A 20,836-nucleotide genomic window follows, 5' to 3' on the forward strand; every position below is an offset into this window, starting at 1 on the left:
ATGTTTGAATTTTTTGTTTATAAAACTGAAAATAGGATAAAGCCAAATCTTGTATTACCCTATTTTAACGAAAGTTTACACATTAAAAAAACGGTAAAGTTGAAAGATCTTGTTTTGGAATCTTTTTCTTACCAGAACGAGAGAGATACGGCCGAAGATGAAAACACCTTTATTGGGATTTATGGAAGTATTTATCATCCAATTCATGCCATAGATAAGGGACAAATTGATGCACCTTATTTGTTAGAACACCTAGAATTATTAAAAAATCCAACTAAAAATTTACGAGGAAATTATGCTATTTTATTCTATGATAAGGTCAATTCAAAACTGAGTGTTATAAATGATCCATTAGGCTTAAAGCCTGTTTATTATGGCACAATAGGAAAGATACCATATATTTCTTCGTCATTGTATTTTTATAAACAATTTAACCTTACGATAAATGAATCCGGATTACTGGAAAAATTAATCTTTGATTACAATATCAGTAATAGTACTGTCTTTTACGGCATTAGTTCTTTGGACAATGGTGCAATACTTAAATTGAAAAACAATACTTTTGAAGTTAAAAAATATTTTTCTTTATTTGATTTTGCTCTCAGAGATGATCAAAGGAAATTTTCATTAGATGAATTGGCAAACATTTTTAATAGAGTATTTCTTAGCAGGGTTTGGAACCAGAATCAAATTTTAATATCTCTTACAGGTGGTAATGATGGGCGTGCGGTAGTTTCTGCAGCAAGTAAGTTTAATATAAAATTTGACACTTATTCTTTTGGCCAAAAAAATGGTGAAAATACGCTTATTCCTGAAAAAATCGCTCAAAACCTGAATTTCAGACATTTTTCTATTTATCTCCATGACCAGTTTGAAAACAATTATTATCAAAATGCACTGGATACCATAAATCTCTCAGATGGAAACTTGATATTTGAACAGCAAAGTACGTTATATTGTTTTCAACATCTTCCTGTTAGTGATTATGGGAATAAAGTTTATACCGGTTTGTTGGCCGGGGAAATTTTAGGACCTATTCATCTAAAACATGATTATTTTAATGAAGATTATTTTAATATTGTTTATCAAAATAAAAATTTTGACTTAGACTTTTTTCAAAAAAAGTCAGACTTTGCCTCACTCGTTGAAGATAAATTTATCAAGAAAAATTACGAAAAAATTTATCAGTCTATAAAGGCAAGAAGAAAATTTATTAGTACCATCAAATCCTCCTCAAAGCCTCACTTATATTATTATCTCGATTTAATTGAATTAGGATTTAGAAGATTTTATGGTTCTCAAATGCACTTGATACGCTATCAGGCAGAAAATATACCTGTCTTTTACGATTTAGATATTTTAGATTACCTTTTGAATACAAATTTTAATTTTATATTTAGGAATTCATTTAAAAGTATTTTATACCGCTGGAGGGGACGTTTCCCTCAATCGTACATAACATTAAAAAATAATCCACAATTAGCGGCTTTACCTTTAGATCGTGGTTATAAACCGGAACAATTGCTTCATCCTTTGAAGCGTTATTTAATTTTTTTGGCTTATTATAGGCGTAAGTTTATTACAAAGAAAAAACATCCTGATTTTGATAGTCCGCGTTGGTGTAAGAATTTATTAAATGTTAATTTTAAGGATAACCTAAAATTGTCACCTTTTTTTAATATTGATAATTTTAAACAATATATTATTGAATTAAATCAAAATGAAAACCATTATTCATTAGAAAAAAATAAAATTTTATCAAATTATTTATTCATTTTGGATTAAAAAATTAGTATGGAAAATACCGTAGCACATTTTATCAGAAAAAAGAGTCAACTTCGTGCCTCTTTTATACAAAATCAGATTTCCCATCATATTGATTACAAACCAATAATAATTTATCGTTATCAAACTAATAAAGATGATGGTGGATTTGCAGAATATAGCAATACTTATATAGAACTTAATCTTTCAAAAAATAAATTAATTGATATTAATTTTCGATATTTAAAAAAGTTATCCAAGACCGATGTGAAAAAAGTACTAAATTTTTTGGATTATCATAACGTATCGATTTTGCATTTTCATTATGGTTCAGATGCATTAATTTATACCGATATAATTCGATACTCTGGCAGACCATCTGTAGTTTCTTTCTATGGGTATGATGCATCATCCTTTAGAAATAGTTTTGGGGGATATGGAGGTGTACTGCTTAAGAAAAGACTTTTTCCATATGTTACAAAAGTTCTGGCCATGAGCCCGGATATGAAAATTGATTTAATTAAAAGTGGCTGTCAGGAAGAAAAAATTATTATTCATTATCATGGATCGGATGTTCAGCATTTTTATATCAAGAGATCTTATTCTAACAATTCTATAATAAATTTTTTAATTATTTCCGGATTGGAACCACAAAAAGGTCACATATTTTTATTAGACGCATTTCGGATGGCCCGTTCAAAATGTGAAAATATTATATTAAATATTTATGGCAAAGGGAGTTTGGAGAAGAAAATTAGAAAATACATAGCAAAAAATAATATGTTCAAATATGTGAAGATGCATGCAAGTCTTGTTTATGGCTCTCCGGAACATATTTCCGCTTTGAGAAATGCAGATGTTTTTATACATCCAAGTGTAACCGCTCCTAATGGCGATAAAGAAGGCATACCGGGTGCCATTGTAGAAGCTATGGCAACCGGTTTACCTATCATTTCTACTTATCACGCAGGAATACCTTATATTATTGAAAATAATAAAACCGGTATTTTAGTAAAAGAGAATCAAGTTAATTCCTTAGCCGATGCAATTATTGATTTAGCAATTGATCATGAAAGAAGAGAAAGATTAGGAAAAGCTGCACAAATTTTTGCTTTAGAAAATTTAGATTTATTAAAAAAAGAAAAAGAACTTGAAAATATTTATAACAAATTATTGTTATGATTTTATAATGATTAAATTCAAAAAAATATTTAGATCCATAATATCTTACACACCTATTTTAAAAAAAATGTTAAGAAAATCAGGTACGAGTCCAGTTGATGGGGTATATTATTAATATTTATTTTAGTCACATGGAAAAATTAAGAAAAGTTGGTTTTAATAAGATTTCCGGAACAATTGCTGAAATTGGTCCTGGTGACACATTAGGGGTTGGAATTTGCGCGCTTTTAGATGGATTTAAAAAATATTATGCTTTTGATATAATTGCACATGCTTCAATAGATAATAATTTAAAAATATTATTACAACTTAAGAATTACTTTCAGTTGCATAGCACCAAAATAAAAGAAATTATCGCAGGAATAAAAGGAGAAAATGATTTATTTCATTATTTCCCCAATTGCCAAAATAAGGGATCAGTTGAAGAAAATTCTTTAGACTTAATATTATCAAATGCTGTTATGGAACATGTTTTTGACATTTCTTCCTATTATAAAATAATGTTTGATTTGCTCAAACCAGGTGGCTATTGTTCTCATGTTATTGATTATAAAGCGCTCGAATTTTCAAAAATTTGGTATGAACATTGGTATTTAAATAAAACAATTTGGAAGTTTTTAATGCATGGTCGCATGTATTTTATAAATAGATTACCTCATTCTTATCATATATCTACTCAAAAAAATATTGGTTATGAAATTTTACTTGAAGAAAAGATTTTTAATGAAAAAGCCAATTTTAAAAAAATATCTAAAGAAATAAGAAAATATTTCACAGAAGAAGATCTTTCTATTTCTTCTGCTCATGTCATAGCAAGGAAACCAGAATAGGATGTGTGGAATTTGTGGAATAATAAATTTTAAAAATCAACCAGCAGACGTAAATTCCATCAATACTATGATGCTTAAAATGAAACATCGTGGCCCCGATGATAATGGGATTTTTGTAGAAAAAAATGTTGGACTGGGGTTCGTTCGTTTAAGCATTTTAGATCTTAGTTACCAAGGCCATCAACCCATGTTCGATGAGAGTAACCGTTATGTCATTATCCATAATGGTGAAGTATATAATTTTATTGAATTGCGAGATGAGTTAAAGAAAAAGGGTTATTCTTTTTTTTCTAATACCGATACTGAGGTGATTCTTAAAGCATATATGGAATGGAATGAATCCTGTCTGGATAAATTTAACGGCATGTGGGCGTTTGCAATTTATGATAAGATGAAAAATGAACTATTCATCTCCCGAGATCGCTATGGCATTAAACCGTTTTATTATTACCTGGATGAAAATCAATTTATTTTTGCTTCTGAAATTGCTCCCATTCTTTCTGTTTTAAAGACAAAGCCCTCCCCAGATTATCAATCGATCTTCGATTATCTGGTGTTTAACCGCACCGATCAAACCGAGGCTACGTTTTTCCACCAAGTCAAAAAATTGCAACACGGCTATTGTCTTAAGGTGACTCAAGATGCCTTACCATCGTACAATAAAGATGGATGGTACCAATTGGCTCCTAAGGTGTTTGTAAAAAAATGGTATGATTTGAGGGAAAGAGTTGAGAAGGCTGAAGGGTTTAAGAGTTCAGAAGAATTTAAAGATACATTTAGTTCAGCAGTAGGATTAAGGTTAAGAAGTGATGTTCCGGTTGGCGTGTGTTTAAGCGGTGGGTTGGATTCTTCCAGCATTGTGGCTGTTTTATTAAAGGATTATCATAAAAATGATGTTCATACTTTTTCTGCCGTTTATGAGAAGGGGCAATCTGGTGATGAATCCGAATATATCGCCGAATTTAAGCCGGTTCTTCAGAATATGTTCTTTACGCACCCCACAGCGGTTACGCTTTTTGAAGATATGGAACAATTTGTTAAAGCACATGGCGAACCCTTACCCTCAACCTCCCCTTATGCGCAATTTAAAGTTATGCAGTTGGCCAGAGAACATGTGGTAGTTACGTTGGATGGTCAGGGTGCTGATGAGGAATTAGCCGGCTACCACTATTTTTACGGGCTTTTTTTTAAAGATTTATTGCGCCAATTGAACTTTCTTACACTCAATGGCGAAATGATTCATTACCTCATTAAACATCAATCCCTCTATGGCTTAAAAACATTCCTCTATTTTTTACTTCCAAAAGATTTACGTACCAGGGTAAGAGTAAAGGAGAAAGGTTATATAAATCCAGAATTTATTCATGCCTATTCTAAAAACAATACCATTGCGGGTAATTTATATGGTTCACCCAATTTACAACAGGCATTGGTAGACCATTTTGAGTATAAATTGGAGCACTTATTAAAATGGGAAGATCGGAATTCCATGTGGTTTTCTCTGGAATCGCGCGTTCCTTTTTTAGACTATCGTTTGGTTGAAAAGATTTTGTCCATGGATGGGCAAACTAAAATTAAGAAGGGAATGACCAAGGCCATTTTAAGAGAAGCCATGAAAGGTTTATTACCGGAGAAAATAAGAATTCGCAAAGACAAAATAGGTTTCGGTACGCCGCAAAGTGAATGGTTTCGTACAGAAATGTTTCAAAAATTCATCAGACAACTATTACAATCTGATGCGTTCAGGGCCCGGAAAATCATAAACGCCGATGCAGCTTTAGAACTTTATAAACAACATGTAACTGGCAAGATGGATATTGCCAAAGAAATCTGGAAATGGATCCATTTGGAATTGTGGTTCCGAACTTTTATTGATCAAAAGAATTAGTGTCCAACATGATTAAGATTATTACGGTACCTGAAAACATCGATTTTTTAGAGTGGTCGCAATTTGTTTATAATCACCCCTATGGCAATGCCTTTCAAACACCAGAAATGTATCAGGTGTATCAGCATACACCTTTATATGAACCCATTTTAGTAGTTGCCAAGGATAATGAGAAAATATTGGGGATGCTGTTAGCCGTGGTTCAAAAAGAGTATCCTTCTCCGTTAGGATTCCTTTCGGCACGTTCTATAATCTGGGGAGGACCTCTGGTGGTAAATAACGATGAAAAAATTATAAAACAAATATTGCATGAATATGATTCTCTTGCACGAACAAAAGTTATCTATTCCCAATTCAGAAATTTATGGGCGCAAAATTCAGAAAAGAAAGTTTTTGAAGAATTGGCTTTTACTTATGAAGAACATCTGAATATTCTTGTGGATCTTACAAAATCAGAAAATGACTTGTGGAGCCAGATGAATCCTAAAAGAAGAAATGAAATAAGACGAGCTATTAAAGAAAATACGTTTGTTACTATTTCAGGAGACATTGAAGAAATTAAAGAATGTTACTTTATATTAAGAGAAGTTTATCGAAATGCAAAATTACCATTACCAGGTTTTGAATATTTTCTTAATATTAAAAAGTATCTAAATAACCAAGCTAAATCATTTTATTTTGTTGCAAAAAATAATGCTGATATTATTGGATGTATGTTAGTTCTTTGTTATAAAAATGTAATTTATGATTTGTATGCGGGAAGTCTTAACAATTATTATAAAAAATACCCGAATGACATCATTCCATGGGAAGTATTTAAATGGGGCAAGCAACACGGATATACGTTATTTGATTTTGGTGGTGCTGGTAAACCTGACGTACCTTATGGCGTACGCGATTACAAAAAGAAATTTGGTGGTACCATGGTAGAATTGGGAAGATTTGAAAAGGTTCATCATCCTTTGCTTATGCAAGTGGCAAAAACGGGCTTTAAACTCTGGCAAAAGGTAAAATTCGAATAATGCGTATTCTCATCGATATCGGCCATCCGGCGCATGTGCACTACTATCGTAACCTGGCAATCGAATTAGAAAAAAAAGGACATTCTGTTTTCTGGACAGTTAAAGATGTTCCTGTAATAAAACAATTACTGGAAGCTTATGGATTTAAATATACCATTTTGTCCAATAAATCCGATCAATTAATCGGTAAAATCATTAAACAAATTTTTATAAGTTTTTCTTTGTTAAAATTTTGTTGGAGCAATAAAATTGATATTGGGATTGGTACCTCTGCAACTCTTCCACATCTATCAAAACTCTCCAATATGAAATCTATTGTTTTAGATGATGATGATGATGACGTTCAACCTCTGATTACCCGATTTGTCAATCCTTTTGCCGATGTACTTTTATCACCTGCAGCATTGAAATATAAAAGAAAACGCAAAGATACCATTTATTATGCTGGTTATCATGAATTAGCTTACCTTCATCCAAACCGTTTTACTCCTGATCCTTCTGTCTTAAAAGATATTGGAATTAAACAGGGTGAACCTTTTTTTATAATGCGCTTTAATGTTTTTAAGGCTCATCATGATATTGGTGTTAAGGGCTTAGCTTTGGAAAACAAAATTCGCCTGGTAGACCTTCTCAAAACACGAGGGAAGGTTTTCATAACCACCGAACGAGAAATCGAGCCTGAGCTGGCACCTTATCAACTCAAAATTTCGCCGGAAAAGATACACTCACTTATGTATTATGCCACTATGTTTATTGGTGATAGCCAGACGATGACATCAGAGGCGGCTATTTTAGGTACACCGGCAATAAAATGCAATTCTTTTGCCGGTCGTCTGTCCGTCCCAAATGAAATAGAAAATAAGTATGGGTTATGTTTTTCATTTAAACCTGAAAACTTTGATAGAATGATAAATAAGATAAAGGAATTATTAACACACAACGATCTAAAGAAAGAATGGTGTACTAAAAGAGATAGTATGATAAAGGAAAAGATTGATGTAACGGCTTTACTTTTTTGGCTGATTGAGGAATATCCTAATAGTTTTAAAGAATTATTAAAAAATCCTGATATACAATATCAATTCAAATGAAAATTTTGTCAGTAGTAGGTGCAAGACCTCAATTTATAAAGCTATCTCCTCTTTCCAGGGCAATAAGAAAAAACTTTCAAGAGAAAATAGTTCATACAGGACAACATTTTGATGAAGAAATGTCGAAGTTGTTTTTTCATCAAATGGAAATCCCTTTGCCAGACTATAATCTTGGTTTGGGTGGAGGTACACATGCAGAGCAAACAGGAAAAATGTTAATTGCTTTAGAAGAGGTTATGCTGAAAGAAAAGCCTGACATGGTATTAGTATTTGGTGATACCAATTCAACTCTAGCGGGTTCACTTGCCGCAGCTAAGCTTTTAATAAAAACGATTCATATTGAAGCTGGTTTAAGAAGCTTTAACAGAACAATGCCGGAAGAGATTAACCGTATTATAACTGATCACACAGCTGATTATTTATTTGCACCTACAAAAACAGCTGTTAATAATTTAAGTAATGAAGGATTGATTAATAAAACTTATTTAACTGGTGATATAATGGTTGATTCATTAAATCAAAATATAGAAAAGGCTATTCAGAGTTCAAATATAATTTATGAATTAAATTTAACATCTGAAGATTACTATCTTTTAACTTTACATCGTCCATATAACGTTGATGATTCCAAAAATTTAGAATTTTTATTGCAGAAAATTTCCGATCTGGGTAAAAAGATCGTTTTCCCTGTTCATCCTCGTACAAGAAAAGTTATTGTTGAAAATAGAATTAAAATTTCTGATAACATTAAAATTATTAAACCTGTTGGGTATCTTGATTTTTTAAGACTTGAGCAAAGCGCAGCAAAAATAATAACAGACTCTGGTGGAATTCAAAAAGAGGCTTACATATTAAAAAAACCTTGTATTACACTTAGAACTGAAACTGAATGGTTAGAAACTATTTATGAAGGATGGAATATATTATTGTTACCAAATGATGATAATTTCTGTGAAAAAATTATAAATTTTAATCCAATATCAAAACAAAATGATATTTTTGGTAATAATGTAACTGAAAAGATGGTCAAATATATTTTTGAATTAATAAACTAATAATCTATTCTCTTAATTAATCTTGTTCTAAATTTTAATAAATTACATCAAGAGTGTGCGGTTGATACCGGAAAATCCGGAACTGCAGTATCGCTTCAGGTAGATTGTTGAGTTGTTGAGGTGATTGGAATATTGCTTATAAATTTATGCATCAAGAATATCAATATAGCTTTGAGAAGTTAAAGGTCTGGCAAAATGCGCGAGCGTTGACTCTTGAAGTCTATCAGATAACTGAAAAATTACCCCCAAATGAAAAATTTGGTTTAACGGATCAGATAAGACGAGCGGCTATTTCCATATCGTCGAACCTTGCTGAAGGAAGCTCCAGAATAACATCGAAAGATCAGGCCCATTTTTCCAACATGGCTTATAGCAGTTTAATGGAATTATTGAGTCATTTCTATCTAGCTTTCGATTTAAATTATATTGATAAAGATATATTCGAAAATGTAAAACAAAAAATCAACGAAATTTCAAATAAGTTAAATGCATTGCGCAATTATCAATTGAAAAGAAATTAATAAATTCTTCTCTACCTCTAAACAATTCAACATCTAAACAAATAAACCCTGCTGTAAATGGACTTTACTCTAAAAACATATCAAAAATTATTACAATCATTTCTGCAAAATAATTACCAATTTATACCATTTGTAGATTACCTTGAAAACAATTCAACGTCTCAGCATCTCAACAACTCAACACAACAACTCGTCATTCTCCGTCACGATGTGGATCGCCTGCCGCAGAATGCCCTGCAAACAGCAAACATTGAACATGATATAGGAATTAAAGGAACCTATTATTTTCGTATTGTGCCAGAAAGCTATGATTTATCTATCATGGAAAAGATTGTCAAACTGGGACACGAAATCGGTTATCACTATGAAGATGTGGATTTGGTAAGATCTGGAAATAGTTCCAATCACTTAATTGATAGAGCTTATGAGAGCTTCTGTAAAAATTTAGAAAACTTCAGGAAAAATTTTGACATAAAAACCATTTGTATGCATGGCTCACCTCGTTCACCGTATGATAATAAACTAATTTGGGAAAAGTATGATTATAGAACTTTAGGAATTCTGGGGGAACCTTATCTTGACATCAATTTTAATGAATTTGCTTATTTTACAGATACAGGACGAAGATGGAATGGAAATAATGTAAGCCTTCGCGATAAAGTAAATACTAAATTTATATTTAATTATAAAAGTACATTCCAATTAATTAGTAATTTTTCTAAGATGCCAGATAAGATAATGATAACAATCCACCCTGAAAGGTGGACAAATAAATTTAATTTGTGGTTGAAAGAATTGTTATTGCAAAATGTTAAAAATGTTATAAAAAGAAGTTTAATTCTGAGAAGAAATAATACTAATACCAATAAAAAATTAATATGAAAATTGTATCAGTAGTAGGCGCCCGCCCTAATTTTATGAAAATTGCCCCTTTGAAAAGAGCAATAGATGAATTTAATTCAAAGGATCATTCCTTATTTGAACATATTCTGGTTCATACAGGTCAGCATTATGATGAAAATATGAGTAAAGTTTTCTTTGAAGATCTTGAATTGCCTGAACCAGATTATTATCTAGGAGTTGGTGGTGGAAGTCATGCTGAACAAACTGCACGAATAATTCTGGCATTTGAAAAAATATTACTTAAGGAAATTCCTGACATAGTAGTTGTTGTTGGAGATGTAAATTCAACGATGGCTTGTAGTATTACCGCTGTAAAAATGGGTATTAAAGTAGCTCATGTTGAAGCAGGATTAAGAAGTTTCGATAGGACAATGCCAGAAGAAATTAATCGTATTATAACTGATTCTATATCTGATATTTTATTTGTTAGTGAACCGAGCGGTATTCTAAATCTTAATAACGAAGGCATACCAGCTGATAAAGTAGCTTTTGTGGGAAATATTATGATCGATTCTCTTATTTATTATCTGAATAAAAATAAGAATTCAAGTTTATTGGATAGATTTAAATTGAAAGGCAATTCTTACTGTCTGGTAACATTACATCGCCCATCAAATGTTGATAATAAAGAAAGCATTGAAAAAATTATTAATTTCTTGAACGATCTTTCGTCAAAAATAAAAATATTTTTCCCCGTACATCCGAGAACTTATAATAACTTCATAAAATATAGTTTACTTAACAATCTTAAAGATGAAATAATTCTTTCTGAACCATTGGGTTACTTAGACTTTATTTCTGCATTAAAAGAAGCAAAATTTGTGCTCACAGACAGTGGTGGTATTCAAGAAGAAAGTACGTTTCTCGGTATACCCTGCATTACATTAAGAAATACTACAGAGAGACCGGTTACTGTTGAAGTAGGTTCAAATTATCTTGCAGGTGAAAATGTTGAAAAAGCTTTTGAGTATGCAGAAAATATACTGGCAGGGAACTATAAAAACGGGAAAATACCAGAGTTATGGGATGGTAATACAGCTCAACGCATTGTAAATGTTTTATACGAAAAATTAGTTCGATCGTTATAATAAAATACAGCTTTTTAAAAAAATTAGACACACATTAGTATGTCTACCGATTTATTACTTAAAACCTATTTAATAAATGCAATATTGATGAATAATAATGTCTGAGTTGTGATATCCTTAGAAAACAAGGACCACCAGAGTGAAAGCAATGCTATTGAGAAGAGTAAGGGCGATGTACGGTATGCAGAAATTAATATTTTGTAAATCAAAAAAAGAATAAACAACGTTCCCAAAACTCCCATTTCACACTGAACTTCCAGAAATAAATTATGAGGGTATTTGTAAATATGAACAATCGGAAATTTATTTGAGCATTTAAAACCTCCCAAACCGTGTCCTGTAATAGGTTCCATCTTTATTTTTTCCAGCGCAATTGACCATAATTCAAGTCTACTTACAATCGAATAATTCTCTTTGTAATTTTCAGGCGATAATTCTTTATATCTATCCAATTTTGAGGGAAAAATAATAAGTGTAAGAAAAAATGGAATTAATATTGCGAGTGTATTGTAAGTCTTATTTTTTCCTTTAACGACAAAAAAAATTGTTATTAATAACACTCCAATTACACTCGCCCGATGTGCTGTAAATAATAGTCCAGTATTAAAATAACAGGCATATAAAAACAATTTATTTTTTTCTTTTTTATCTGTAGCAGTAGACAATAAATAAAGTGCTATTATACAAACTGGAGCTATAAGACGCGCTGCTATAACATGACTGAATTCCAGGGCTGTCAGTTTGTAACTTCCAGTATAAGTAAATTTGTTTGATATTATTAAGAATGTGATGAATATTGCGGTGAATATGAGTAGTATTCGTGTTAATAATTTTATCATGGTTTCATCAATCAATCGTAAAATATATATCATTAACAATATCGAAAAAGTAGTTCCTATTAAAAAGTTAACTAATTTTAATGAGCCAAATTCCATATTGGAAGAGTAAGATAAAGAAATCAATAAAATAAGAATTGTTATCACTATGTATTTGAATTTTTTTGAGTCTTTCTTTATAATTGTACTGGGTTTAATATGATGCGATTTTATACTAACAATAATTAAGGGCAATATAAATAAAAGTAGGGCAGCTTTAAGGATAAAACTATAGGGCAGATAATTAGAAATCTGAGCACAGCCGACCTGAAGAATAAACAAAAAAGTTAATAAAGTTACTGTTACTCTATTTCTGTTCATAATATTTGCAAAGGGCATTATTATGGCTTCAAAAATAGTTTTTGATCTGTTTGCGTATATTTTTGTCTATTTCTCTTTTAGTTTATTTTTAACGAGCAATTTTAAATCCCTCGCAAATAATCCACTGGTTGTTCTTATACTTCTGGCTTCTGTGTTGATAAGTTCATTAATTACCCGCCAATACTCTGGAGAAAATAATAAAAAATTCTACGATTATGCAAAACAATTACTGCTGACTACCTCTATATTATTAATGATTATTACTCTACTAATATCATTGATAAGAATTACGATACCTGAAATTAGAATACTACTACTTGGTACCATCGTCCTGGTTTTTTCAATCAAGTTATTTTTACTCCTATTTGACAATATTTTTAAAGAAAAAAAGGTGGAATTATTAACCAATTTCTCACCATTAATTCTTATAAGTGAATTTTTATTGATTGGTGCAATAATTTTTTATGCTTATCTGATTGAGGGGAAAGGATTAAATAAGGATGCTGACAAAATAGCCATTGGTATTTTTACTGTCTTGTGGTTTGTAGTTGGTTTATTTGTCCACGGTTTTCATAAACTAAGCGCATACGACAACTTCTGGAGATATATCTGGACGCATGTTAAATCGAACTTATTATTGATTGTATTTGTAACAACAATATTTCTTTTCCTCGAACCAGTAATAAATATTACTGCTTATTCATATTGCATAAATTATGTATTTGCTATTGCATCGATAATATTAAATGCATTTCTTTTTATAATATTCAAAAAACCAGGCGAAGATATAATTAAGTATAAATTATTACGTGCATCGGAAATATATGACGAACCGCTGGTCAAGTATGTAGAAAGAAAAGAGGGTAAATATGCACCGGAAGAGAATCCTTATAATCCCTATTTTTATGACGAGTTATCAAATATCTACCTGAAAAAATTTCCTGACATTCTTGAATTTGTAAACGATACCCTCGACCTTTTCAGAGTAGATTTCAGAAAAGCTGTCGTGCATAGATCGTCAGATACTTATAATGTAGAAGTTTTACCTGAAGAAACCATAGAATTATACATGAATTTGCATGAAATCAATGATATGCGGAGAATTAACAGTTACTTGATTCATGTTAACAAGAAACTTATAGACGGTGGTGTTTTTGTCAGTTGCGTCGAGCCGATCAACCTGAGGCGCAAAAAATTCATGGAAAAATTTCCTTATTATTTGGCAATTGTATTTTATTTCCTCGATTTTATTATCAATAGAGTTATTCCGAAGTTACCTGTATGCAAGCAAGTTTATTTTTCATTGACAAAAGGGAAAAGAAGAGTTATTTCATTGTCGGAGACTTTGGGCAGACTTTACTATTGCGGTTTCGAGGTGATAAATCTTAGAACAATTGGAACAAAAGTCTACTTTGCTGCAAAGAAAATTAAATATCCGTTATCTGATGAATCGCCATCGTATGGACCTCTTATTAAATTAAAACGCGTAGGTAAGGGGGGAAAGATAATTAAAGTATATAAATTCAGAACTATGTATCCATATTCGGAGTATTTGCAACGATTTATATATGAAGTAACTAATCTGCAAGAAGGTGGTAAATTTAAAAATGATTTTAGAATTACAAGCTGGGGAAAAGTACTTCGTAAATTATGGCTCGATGAATTGCCGATGTTGATAAACTTTTTCAGGGGAGAGTTAAAAATAGTAGGTGTGCGACCATTAAGTTTACATTATTTTTATTTATATAACGAAGAACTCCGTAACAGGAGGATTAATTATAAACCCGGCTTATTCCCCCCATTTTACTACGACATGCCTAAAACTTTAGATGAAATAATGGAATCTGAAATAAAATATCTCGATTCGTACGACCTGCATCCAATCTGGACTGATATTAAGTATTTTTGTGTAATAGCTTATAACATAATATTTAATAAAGCACGTTCAGCATAAATTGAAAAAGTATTTTTTTATACTTCTTATAATCTCCATCAACGTAAATATCTTTCCTCAATCGTTAACTGGTATTTCAGGTTTATTTTCAGTGCCATATCCGTATATCGGCAATGATGGCGAGGTATCGCCTGGAGTTAATTTTATTGATAGACATTATACAGATTACTCAAAAGGTGAAAGAGATTTACTTAATGTATTTGTAACTATTAATTATCTTCCATTTGTAGAATTAGGATTCAGGGCTACCCGTCAGTTGAATTATCATGGCAAGGGGCACACAGTGGACAGGATGTTTAATGTTAAGATTAAGATTTATGATGAGAATGAGTACCTACCAACCTTAGCACTTGGTTTTAATAATCCATATAGTACGATTGAAAATGCTAATCATTTTAATTCCACTTATTTTGTAGCAGCAAAACAAATCGACACCGAAGTGGGTGATTTTATTACTGTAATTGGTTATGGAATTGATATCATCAACGCTGCCGATTATCAGTTTATTGGATTATTTGGTGGGCTATCATTTAAGCCGTATGATTTTATTGAGTTAATTGTAGAGAACGATGCGGAGCGATTTAACGGCGCTATTCGATTAAATTTTTTTGAGCATATCCACCTTCTCGCCGGCTTGATGAATTTTAGTGATTTTAGTGGCGGTTTTTCATTTAGTTTCAGGCTCTGATTTATTTGATTTCGAGTGCTAATTAACCGCAGAGAGCGCAGAGAAAACGCAAAGGTTTTTAGTACCCCGTTTTTAAGTCGGGAATTTTTTTTATTTAATAGGGTAAGAATTTTTGTCAAAACTTTTTTATGAGATAAATGCAATTATTATTAAGAAGGTGTAAGATTCTTCAGAGTTTGCTTCGTTTGCTTCGCTCACTTCATTCACTCGCAAAGACATACGTTCCATTCGCTCACAGAAACTACCTTTCACATGTCATTGCGAGTCCCAACGCCGAAGGCGGGGGGGACGAAGCAATCTCATGTAGCTTTTGTAAAGTGTGATGAACTTCACACTGCAGTTGCTGAGTGCGAAGCAAGTCGAAGCAACCGCAATTGTTATTTTCGTAAGTGGCAGTTTTGGATTCTTTAGAGTTTGCTTCGCTCACTTCGCTCACTTGCAAGGACGTTCGGTTTGTGCACATGCAAAGACTGTCTTTTACATGTCATTGCGAGTCCCAGCGCCGAAGGCGGGGACGACGCAATCTCATATAGCTTTTGTAAAGTGTGATTAACTCACAGTGCGGTTGCTGAGTGCGAAGCAAATCGAAGCAACTGCCATTGTTATTTTAGTAAGTGGCAGTTTTGGGATTCTTCAGAGTTTGCTTCGCTTACTTCGTTCGCTCGCAAAGACTAGAGGGATTTGTTCAGTGCTTGCTTCTCAATTTGCCTTAGGCTTATACCTCGTGAAGATTAGGTTATGATTGTTTTGAGTTTGCTTCGCTTACTTCGTTCGCTCGCAAAGACGTTCGGTTTGTGCACATGCAAAGACTGTCTTTTACATGTCATTGCGAGTCAACCTCGCCTAAGGCTGGGGGGACGACGCAATCTCATGTAGCTTTTGTAAAGTGTGATGAACTTCACAGTGTGGTTGCTGAGTGCGTAGCTAATCGAAGCAACCGCCATTGTTATTTTAGTAAGTGGTAATTTGGGGATTCCTTAGAGTTTGCTTCGCTTACTTCGTTCGCTCGCAAAGACGTTCGGTTCATTCGTTCGCAATGAGAAGTGTTTCGCTCACAAATAAATAACACCTTAAACATTCAACGCATAACCTTGAACGTTGAACCTTGAACCTTGAACACAGAACCTTGAGCGTTGAACATTGAATATTGAACATTGAACATTGAACATTGAACATTGAACTCCCTAACCCCTAATCCCTAATCTCTAATCCCTAATCCCTCTAACCACCATCCCCAGCGTTTTAATCATAATTTTGATATCAAGGAGTATATTCCAATTCTGGATATAATGTAAGTCGTATTCAACTCGTGCTTTCATTACATCTTGATTTTTGATTGCGCCATGTAAACCATTAACTTGAGCAAGTCCAGTAATTCCTGGCAGCACAGTATATCTTAAATCGTAATTATCGATAGAAGAAGAGAATTCTCTGTCGTGATTTAATTCATGTGGGCGTGGACCAACTATACTCATTTCGCCTTTAAGAACGTTATAAAATTGAGGCAACTCATCGAGAAATCGAGCTCGTAAAAATTTTCCCATTCTCGTGAGTCTTTTATCCTGATTGTCTGTTTGTATTAATTTACCCTCATCGTCGTATTCAATTGAGGGATATTTCATCGTTCGGAATTTATAGATATAAAATGGCATTCGCTTATAACCGTATCGTGCTTGTTTGTAAATTGTAGGACCTTTATCGAAGATAATAGTATAGATAAAGACAAATAAATAGAAAATAGGAAGGATGAAGACTGTAACAATCAAAGAAATTATTAAATCGATAGAATATTTAACGAATTTGTTGCGAAATTTGTAAAGAGGTGAATCGAAAGTCATCTTTCCGTCTTTTATTTTAATGAATATAACAAAAGATTTATTGAGCCTGAGGCAATGATAGCACGAAAAAATTGTTTTTTCGTATTTAGTAAAAAAATTAACAAACCAACCATCAACTATTCACTAACACACCTAATAACCAGTAACTAACAACTATTAACTATCCCACATTGCTTTTCAGCAAACCATTCACATACCCTAACCTTGAACATTGAACATTTAACCACGAACCTTGAACGTTGAACACTGAACAATTAACCTTGAACCCCCAACCTTGAACGTTGAACATTGAACCCCGAACATTGAACATTGAACATTGAACTCCCTAACCCCTAATCCCTAACCCCTAACCCCTAACCCCTCATTCCCCACCTTTATCGTAAACGAAATTCTTGTCCCTTGACCGGGATAACTATCAATTTCCATTTTACCATTATTCATTTCAATAAAGTCTTTACAAAGCAGCAATCCGAGTCCGGTGCCTTTTTCCTTATTTGTGCCCAATGACGATTCTACTTTGTTATATTTCAGCAGCCCCTCGATTTTTTCTTTGCTCATACCGATGCCTGAGTCTTCAACAATTACTTTAATTTCGTCGTTAAGTATTTTCGTGACAACTTCAACTTTACCACCTTCAGGAGTAAATTTCACTGCATTTGAAATAAAATTTCTCACAATAATATCAACCAAGTCAGGGTCGCCGTATGCCCACAGATTATTTTCCGCATTGTTAATCAAATTGATTTTTTTGGACGAAGCGGCAAAACTCAATAGTCGTATATTTCTCGAAATGACGTCGGATAAGTTGAATTTCTGTGGAGAATAAGAAATGTTGTTTGTTTGTGTGCGTGACCAATAGAGTAAATTTTCGAGCAAATCATAAGCTGACTTAGCAGAGGTTTCAATTTCTGTGAGATATTCTAATTTTTCGTCTTCACTTAAATCGTTATATTCTTCCAGAATGATATTTGAAATTCCGAGCAATGAAATAAACGGATTCCTCAGATCGTGAGCTATTATCGAAAAGAGCCTGTCCTTTGTTTCGTTTAATTCTTTCAATTCCTCGGTGAGGGATTTAAGTTGGTCTTCTGCTTCTTTGAAATGAGTAATGTCTCTTGAGATTCCTACAATTCCTTTAACGTTACCACTCTTGTCAAATACAGGCACTTTAGTAGCTGACACCCAGATAAACTTTTTATCCGATCCACGTCTTACTTTTTCAACTTTGTAGATTAGAGGCTTACCGGTTTTGATAATTTCCTGTTCGTCGGCGTACGCTGCTTCGGCGTGTTCTTTTGTGAAGAAGTCAAAGTCTGTTTTGCCAATAGCGTCTGCGGGATTATTAATTCCCAGTAATTTTGCCTGTGCTTCATTGATCATTGTAAAGCGGGATTGCCTGTCCTTGAAATAAATTGTGTCTGGTACATTGTTCATCAACACTTTAAAGAAGTTGTGTTCACGTTCGTATTGTTCAAGTTTATTGATATGAGGTGTCTCGTCTCGGAAAGCGAATAAATATTTTGTATTCTTTTTGGATTTTGATAGAAGGACAACTGAGCAGAGAACCGATATTTTTCTTTTTTGGGTTGTAAGCAGTTCACACTTGAACTCGGTCGTTTTCGTTGATTTATTAAGTCGTGTTATCTTCGATTTGAGCGAGTTCTTCTGGCCGTCTGCGATTAAATCAAATAGACTTTTGTTGATTAGTTTTCTCCTTTCTAATCCAAGAATTTCTTTGATCGTAACGGGGCAGTCAGTTATTATAAAGTCTGGATTAGTAATTAAAAAGGATGATCTGTTGAGTGAAAGTACTCGGTTGAAGAGTGTTGTCTCGGCTGTTGACATACTCCCTCGCTTAAATTTCAGGGTAAAATAAATAAATATTAATTTAAATCAAATAGTTAGGTTTGATGTTCTTAAAATTTGGGTGTTGTGGTTTGATCATTATGCCACCCCTTCGGGGTTAAGGCATGGATGGTTATAAGGTGTTGTTACAACAATGTCACGCCTTCGGCGTTTGATGACGGGTTACAAAAATGTCATCCCTTCGGGATTAGGTTAGGCATGGTTGTAAGGCGTTGTTACAATAATGTCACCCCTTCGGGGTTAGGATATGCTGGCTCGTAAGGCTTTGTTATAACAATGTCACGCCTTCGGCGTTTTTTAATTTATACAGCAATTGTTATTAATTAATTCATCGAATATGTAACAAGTTATTTATGCGTTGATACAAACCCGTAGGGTTGGAATATTTGTAATAAGAAATAATCGACTAAGATAAGAAAAGAACCGGAAACGGGTGCCATTATAGTTTCAGAGAGAGATACAAGTCCAAGCTTCAGAATATAATGTTTGCATTGGTTGACACAAACCCGAAGGGTTGAATGTTTGCAATAATCATGACTCCGAAGGAGTGATATAATAATAGAATATTAGATAGACAGAAACCACAAAAGGTTTACATTAATATTCAATCTATCCATTCGAAAAGATATTTTTCATTAAATTCAATTTCGTATTTTTTAAGAAAGTCTAAGTATTCTTCCCTGAACGTTTTCTTTTTGTGATGATTTTCTTGGTTTAGTATGTAATTATATACATTTCCTATTTGAGAATGTGAATATGAAAAAACGCCGTATCCTTCCTGCCAGGAGAATTTACCGCGAATGAGTTTCTTGTCGTTGATAAATTTTGACGAATTGTTTTTTATGTCTCTTACTAAATCAGATATTTTCATAGATGGCTTTAAACCTACAAAAACGTGAATATGGTCAGGCATACCGTTAACAATTAATGGTTTTTGATCTTTAGCTTTGATAATTCCGGCAATGTATTTGTATAGTTCATCTTTCCATTCTGGTGATATAAGATTCTCTCTGCCTTTTACTGCAAAGACGATGTGAATATAAATTTGTGAATACGTGCCGGGCATATATACGCTCCTTGGAGGTTTAATAAATTTGCCCGCTTCTTGGAAGAATTTACCATTACAGAATTTAATTGGTAAGATATTACTTTTTTGATTAAATGTCATCTCTATGGGATGTATTTCACGTTTTTATGACAACCAACAATTATGTCATCCCTTCGGGATTAGGTTAAGCATGGTTGTAAGGCGTTGTTACAATAATGTCACCCCTTCGGGGTTAAGGCATGGATGGTTATAAGGTGTTGTTACACCAAAGTCACGCCTTCGGCGTTTGATGATGGATTATAGTAATGTCATCCATTCAGGATTAGGTTGTGCATGTTTGTAAGGCGTTGTTACAATAATGTCACCCCTTCGGGGTTAAGGCATGGATGGTTATAAGGTGTTGTTACAACAATGTCACGCCTTCGGCGTTTGATGATGGATTACAATAATGTCATCCCTTCGGGATTAGGTTAAGCATGGTTGTAAGGCGTTGTTAAAATAATATCACCCCTTCGGGGTTAAGTCATGGATGGTTATAAGGTGTTGTTACAACAATGTCACGTCTTCGGCGTTTGATAAAGGTTCGATAATTATGTCACCCCTTCGGGGTTAGGATATGCTGGCTCGTAAGGCTTTGTTATACCAATGTCACGCCTTCGGCGTTTTATAATTTGTACAGCAATTGTTATTAATTCATAGAATATGTAATAAGTTGTTTATGAGTTGACACAAACCCGAAGGGTTGGAATAATTGTAATAGGGAACAACCGGCGGAGAAAAGAACCCGGAACGGGTGACATTATAATTTCAGAGAGTGATACAATACCGAACTTCAGAATATTATGTTTGCATTGGTGACACAAACCCGAAGGGTTGGAATGTTTGTAATAGGGAATAACCAA

Annotated in this window: 16 protein-coding genes; 12 read left to right on the forward strand and 4 right to left on the reverse strand. The window is 33.1% G+C overall.

Going from position 1 to position 20,836, the window contains the following annotated elements:
* The 10 genes from ACSSV9_RS14170 to wecB (ACSSV9_RS14215) all read left to right on the forward strand — a co-directional run bounded on the left by ACSSV9_RS14170 (window position 1) and on the right by wecB (ACSSV9_RS14215) (window position 11,344).
* Entirely contained in the window at window positions 1–1,785 is a 1,785-nt protein-coding gene (locus ACSSV9_RS14170; protein ID WP_437347919.1) for an asparagine synthetase B family protein, read from the forward strand.
* A gap of 9 nt (window positions 1,786–1,794) precedes the next feature.
* On the forward strand, window positions 1,795–2,946 hold the full coding sequence (locus tag ACSSV9_RS14175) for a glycosyltransferase family 4 protein (RefSeq protein ID WP_437347920.1): 1,152 nt from the start codon (window positions 1,795–1,797) through the stop codon (window positions 2,944–2,946).
* Between the two features lie 131 nt (window positions 2,947–3,077).
* Window positions 3,078–3,776, forward strand: a complete 699-nt coding sequence (locus tag ACSSV9_RS14180; protein WP_437347921.1) for a class I SAM-dependent methyltransferase — start codon at window positions 3,078–3,080, stop codon at window positions 3,774–3,776.
* A 1-nt stretch (window position 3,777) separates the two neighbouring features.
* A complete protein-coding gene (gene asnB / locus ACSSV9_RS14185) occupies window positions 3,778–5,664 on the forward strand; it encodes an asparagine synthase (glutamine-hydrolyzing) (RefSeq protein WP_437347922.1) in 1,887 nt (628 codons plus the stop codon).
* Window positions 5,665–5,672: 8 nt separating this feature from the next.
* The gene (locus ACSSV9_RS14190; protein WP_437347923.1) at window positions 5,673–6,686 is read left to right on the forward strand and encodes a lipid II:glycine glycyltransferase FemX; all 1,014 of its coding nucleotides are present in this window, start codon (window positions 5,673–5,675) and stop codon (window positions 6,684–6,686) included.
* Window positions 6,686–7,777 carry a DUF354 domain-containing protein gene (locus ACSSV9_RS14195; protein WP_437347924.1) on the forward strand — a complete coding sequence of 364 codons (1,092 nt, stop codon included), beginning with the start codon at window positions 6,686–6,688 and terminating at the stop codon, window positions 7,775–7,777. Before ACSSV9_RS14190 ends, ACSSV9_RS14195 begins: the two co-directional genes overlap by 1 nt.
* Window positions 7,774–8,832: a non-hydrolyzing UDP-N-acetylglucosamine 2-epimerase gene (gene wecB, locus ACSSV9_RS14200; RefSeq protein WP_437347925.1), complete on the forward strand. Its 1,059-nt coding sequence runs from the start codon at window positions 7,774–7,776 to the stop codon at window positions 8,830–8,832. The genes ACSSV9_RS14195 and wecB (ACSSV9_RS14200) overlap by 4 nt, the downstream gene beginning before the upstream one ends.
* A gap of 146 nt (window positions 8,833–8,978) precedes the next feature.
* On the forward strand, window positions 8,979–9,353 hold the full coding sequence (locus ACSSV9_RS14205; RefSeq protein ID WP_437347926.1) for a four helix bundle protein: 375 nt from the start codon (window positions 8,979–8,981) through the stop codon (window positions 9,351–9,353).
* A gap of 57 nt (window positions 9,354–9,410) precedes the next feature.
* Window positions 9,411–10,235 (forward strand): hypothetical protein, encoded by an 825-nt coding sequence (locus ACSSV9_RS14210; RefSeq protein WP_437347927.1) that lies wholly within the window; start codon window positions 9,411–9,413, stop codon window positions 10,233–10,235.
* Window positions 10,232–11,344, forward strand: coding sequence for a non-hydrolyzing UDP-N-acetylglucosamine 2-epimerase (gene wecB / locus ACSSV9_RS14215; RefSeq protein WP_437347928.1), 1,113 nt, complete (start codon window positions 10,232–10,234; stop codon window positions 11,342–11,344). Before ACSSV9_RS14210 ends, wecB (ACSSV9_RS14215) begins: the two co-directional genes overlap by 4 nt.
* 65 nt (window positions 11,345–11,409) lie before the next feature.
* Here the strand turns inward: wecB (ACSSV9_RS14215) and ACSSV9_RS14220 are convergent, their stop codons facing one another.
* The gene (locus ACSSV9_RS14220) at window positions 11,410–12,216 is read right to left on the reverse strand and encodes an O-antigen ligase family protein (RefSeq protein ID WP_437347929.1); all 807 of its coding nucleotides are present in this window, start codon (window positions 12,214–12,216) and stop codon (window positions 11,410–11,412) included.
* A 346-nt stretch (window positions 12,217–12,562) separates the two neighbouring features.
* Between ACSSV9_RS14220 and ACSSV9_RS14225 the strand changes: the two genes are divergently transcribed.
* Both ACSSV9_RS14225 and ACSSV9_RS14230 read left to right on the forward strand, forming a co-directional pair.
* The gene (locus ACSSV9_RS14225; RefSeq protein WP_437347930.1) at window positions 12,563–14,494 is read left to right on the forward strand and encodes a sugar transferase; all 1,932 of its coding nucleotides are present in this window, start codon (window positions 12,563–12,565) and stop codon (window positions 14,492–14,494) included.
* Between the two features lies 1 nt (window position 14,495).
* A complete protein-coding gene (locus ACSSV9_RS14230; protein WP_437347931.1) occupies window positions 14,496–15,182 on the forward strand; it encodes a YjbH domain-containing protein in 687 nt (228 codons plus the stop codon).
* A 1,205-nt stretch (window positions 15,183–16,387) separates the two neighbouring features.
* On the opposite strand, the gene ACSSV9_RS14235 is transcribed toward ACSSV9_RS14230, so the two are convergent.
* The 3 genes from ACSSV9_RS14235 to tnpA form a co-directional block, all read right to left on the reverse strand.
* A complete protein-coding gene (locus ACSSV9_RS14235) occupies window positions 16,388–17,020 on the reverse strand; it encodes a sugar transferase (RefSeq protein ID WP_437347932.1) in 633 nt (210 codons plus the stop codon).
* Between the two features lie 339 nt (window positions 17,021–17,359).
* On the reverse strand, window positions 17,360–18,865 hold the full coding sequence (locus tag ACSSV9_RS14240; RefSeq protein WP_437347933.1) for a sensor histidine kinase: 1,506 nt from the start codon (window positions 18,863–18,865) through the stop codon (window positions 17,360–17,362).
* Between the two features lie 625 nt (window positions 18,866–19,490).
* Window positions 19,491–19,952 (reverse strand): IS200/IS605 family transposase, encoded by a 462-nt coding sequence (gene tnpA / locus ACSSV9_RS14245; RefSeq protein ID WP_437347934.1) that lies wholly within the window; start codon window positions 19,950–19,952, stop codon window positions 19,491–19,493.
* Between the last annotated feature and the right edge of the window lie 884 nt (window positions 19,953–20,836).

Origin of the sequence: Melioribacter sulfuriphilus, from assembly GCF_051488685.1 — a bacterium.
In the GTDB taxonomy this organism is placed as follows: domain Bacteria; phylum Bacteroidota; class Ignavibacteria; order Ignavibacteriales; family Melioribacteraceae; genus Melioribacter.

What these genes read in the sequence shown, in the direction of transcription:
- ACSSV9_RS14175 (WP_437347920.1), top strand. Translation starts at nt 1,795, where the DNA reads ATGGAAAATACCGTAGCACATTTTATCAGAAAAAAGAGTCAACTTCGT.
- ACSSV9_RS14235 (WP_437347932.1), bottom strand. Translation starts at nt 17,020, where the DNA reads ATGACTTTCGATTCACCTCTTTACAAATTTCGCAACAAATTCGTTAAA.
- tnpA (WP_437347934.1), bottom strand. Translation starts at nt 19,952, where the DNA reads ATGCCCGGCACGTATTCACAAATTTATATTCACATCGTCTTTGCAGTA.
- wecB (WP_437347928.1), top strand. Translation starts at nt 10,232, where the DNA reads ATGAAAATTGTATCAGTAGTAGGCGCCCGCCCTAATTTTATGAAAATT.
- ACSSV9_RS14210 (WP_437347927.1), top strand. Translation starts at nt 9,411, where the DNA reads ATGGACTTTACTCTAAAAACATATCAAAAATTATTACAATCATTTCTG.
- ACSSV9_RS14195 (WP_437347924.1), top strand. Translation starts at nt 6,686, where the DNA reads ATGCGTATTCTCATCGATATCGGCCATCCGGCGCATGTGCACTACTAT.
- asnB (WP_437347922.1), top strand. Translation starts at nt 3,778, where the DNA reads ATGTGTGGAATTTGTGGAATAATAAATTTTAAAAATCAACCAGCAGAC.
- ACSSV9_RS14180 (WP_437347921.1), top strand. Translation starts at nt 3,078, where the DNA reads ATGGAAAAATTAAGAAAAGTTGGTTTTAATAAGATTTCCGGAACAATT.
- ACSSV9_RS14170 (WP_437347919.1), top strand. Translation starts at nt 1, where the DNA reads ATGTTTGAATTTTTTGTTTATAAAACTGAAAATAGGATAAAGCCAAAT.
- wecB (WP_437347925.1), top strand. Translation starts at nt 7,774, where the DNA reads ATGAAAATTTTGTCAGTAGTAGGTGCAAGACCTCAATTTATAAAGCTA.
- ACSSV9_RS14240 (WP_437347933.1), bottom strand. Translation starts at nt 18,865, where the DNA reads ATGTCAACAGCCGAGACAACACTCTTCAACCGAGTACTTTCACTCAAC.
- ACSSV9_RS14190 (WP_437347923.1), top strand. Translation starts at nt 5,673, where the DNA reads ATGATTAAGATTATTACGGTACCTGAAAACATCGATTTTTTAGAGTGG.
- ACSSV9_RS14225 (WP_437347930.1), top strand. Translation starts at nt 12,563, where the DNA reads ATGGCTTCAAAAATAGTTTTTGATCTGTTTGCGTATATTTTTGTCTAT.
- ACSSV9_RS14205 (WP_437347926.1), top strand. Translation starts at nt 8,979, where the DNA reads ATGCATCAAGAATATCAATATAGCTTTGAGAAGTTAAAGGTCTGGCAA.
- ACSSV9_RS14220 (WP_437347929.1), bottom strand. Translation starts at nt 12,216, where the DNA reads ATGATATATATTTTACGATTGATTGATGAAACCATGATAAAATTATTA.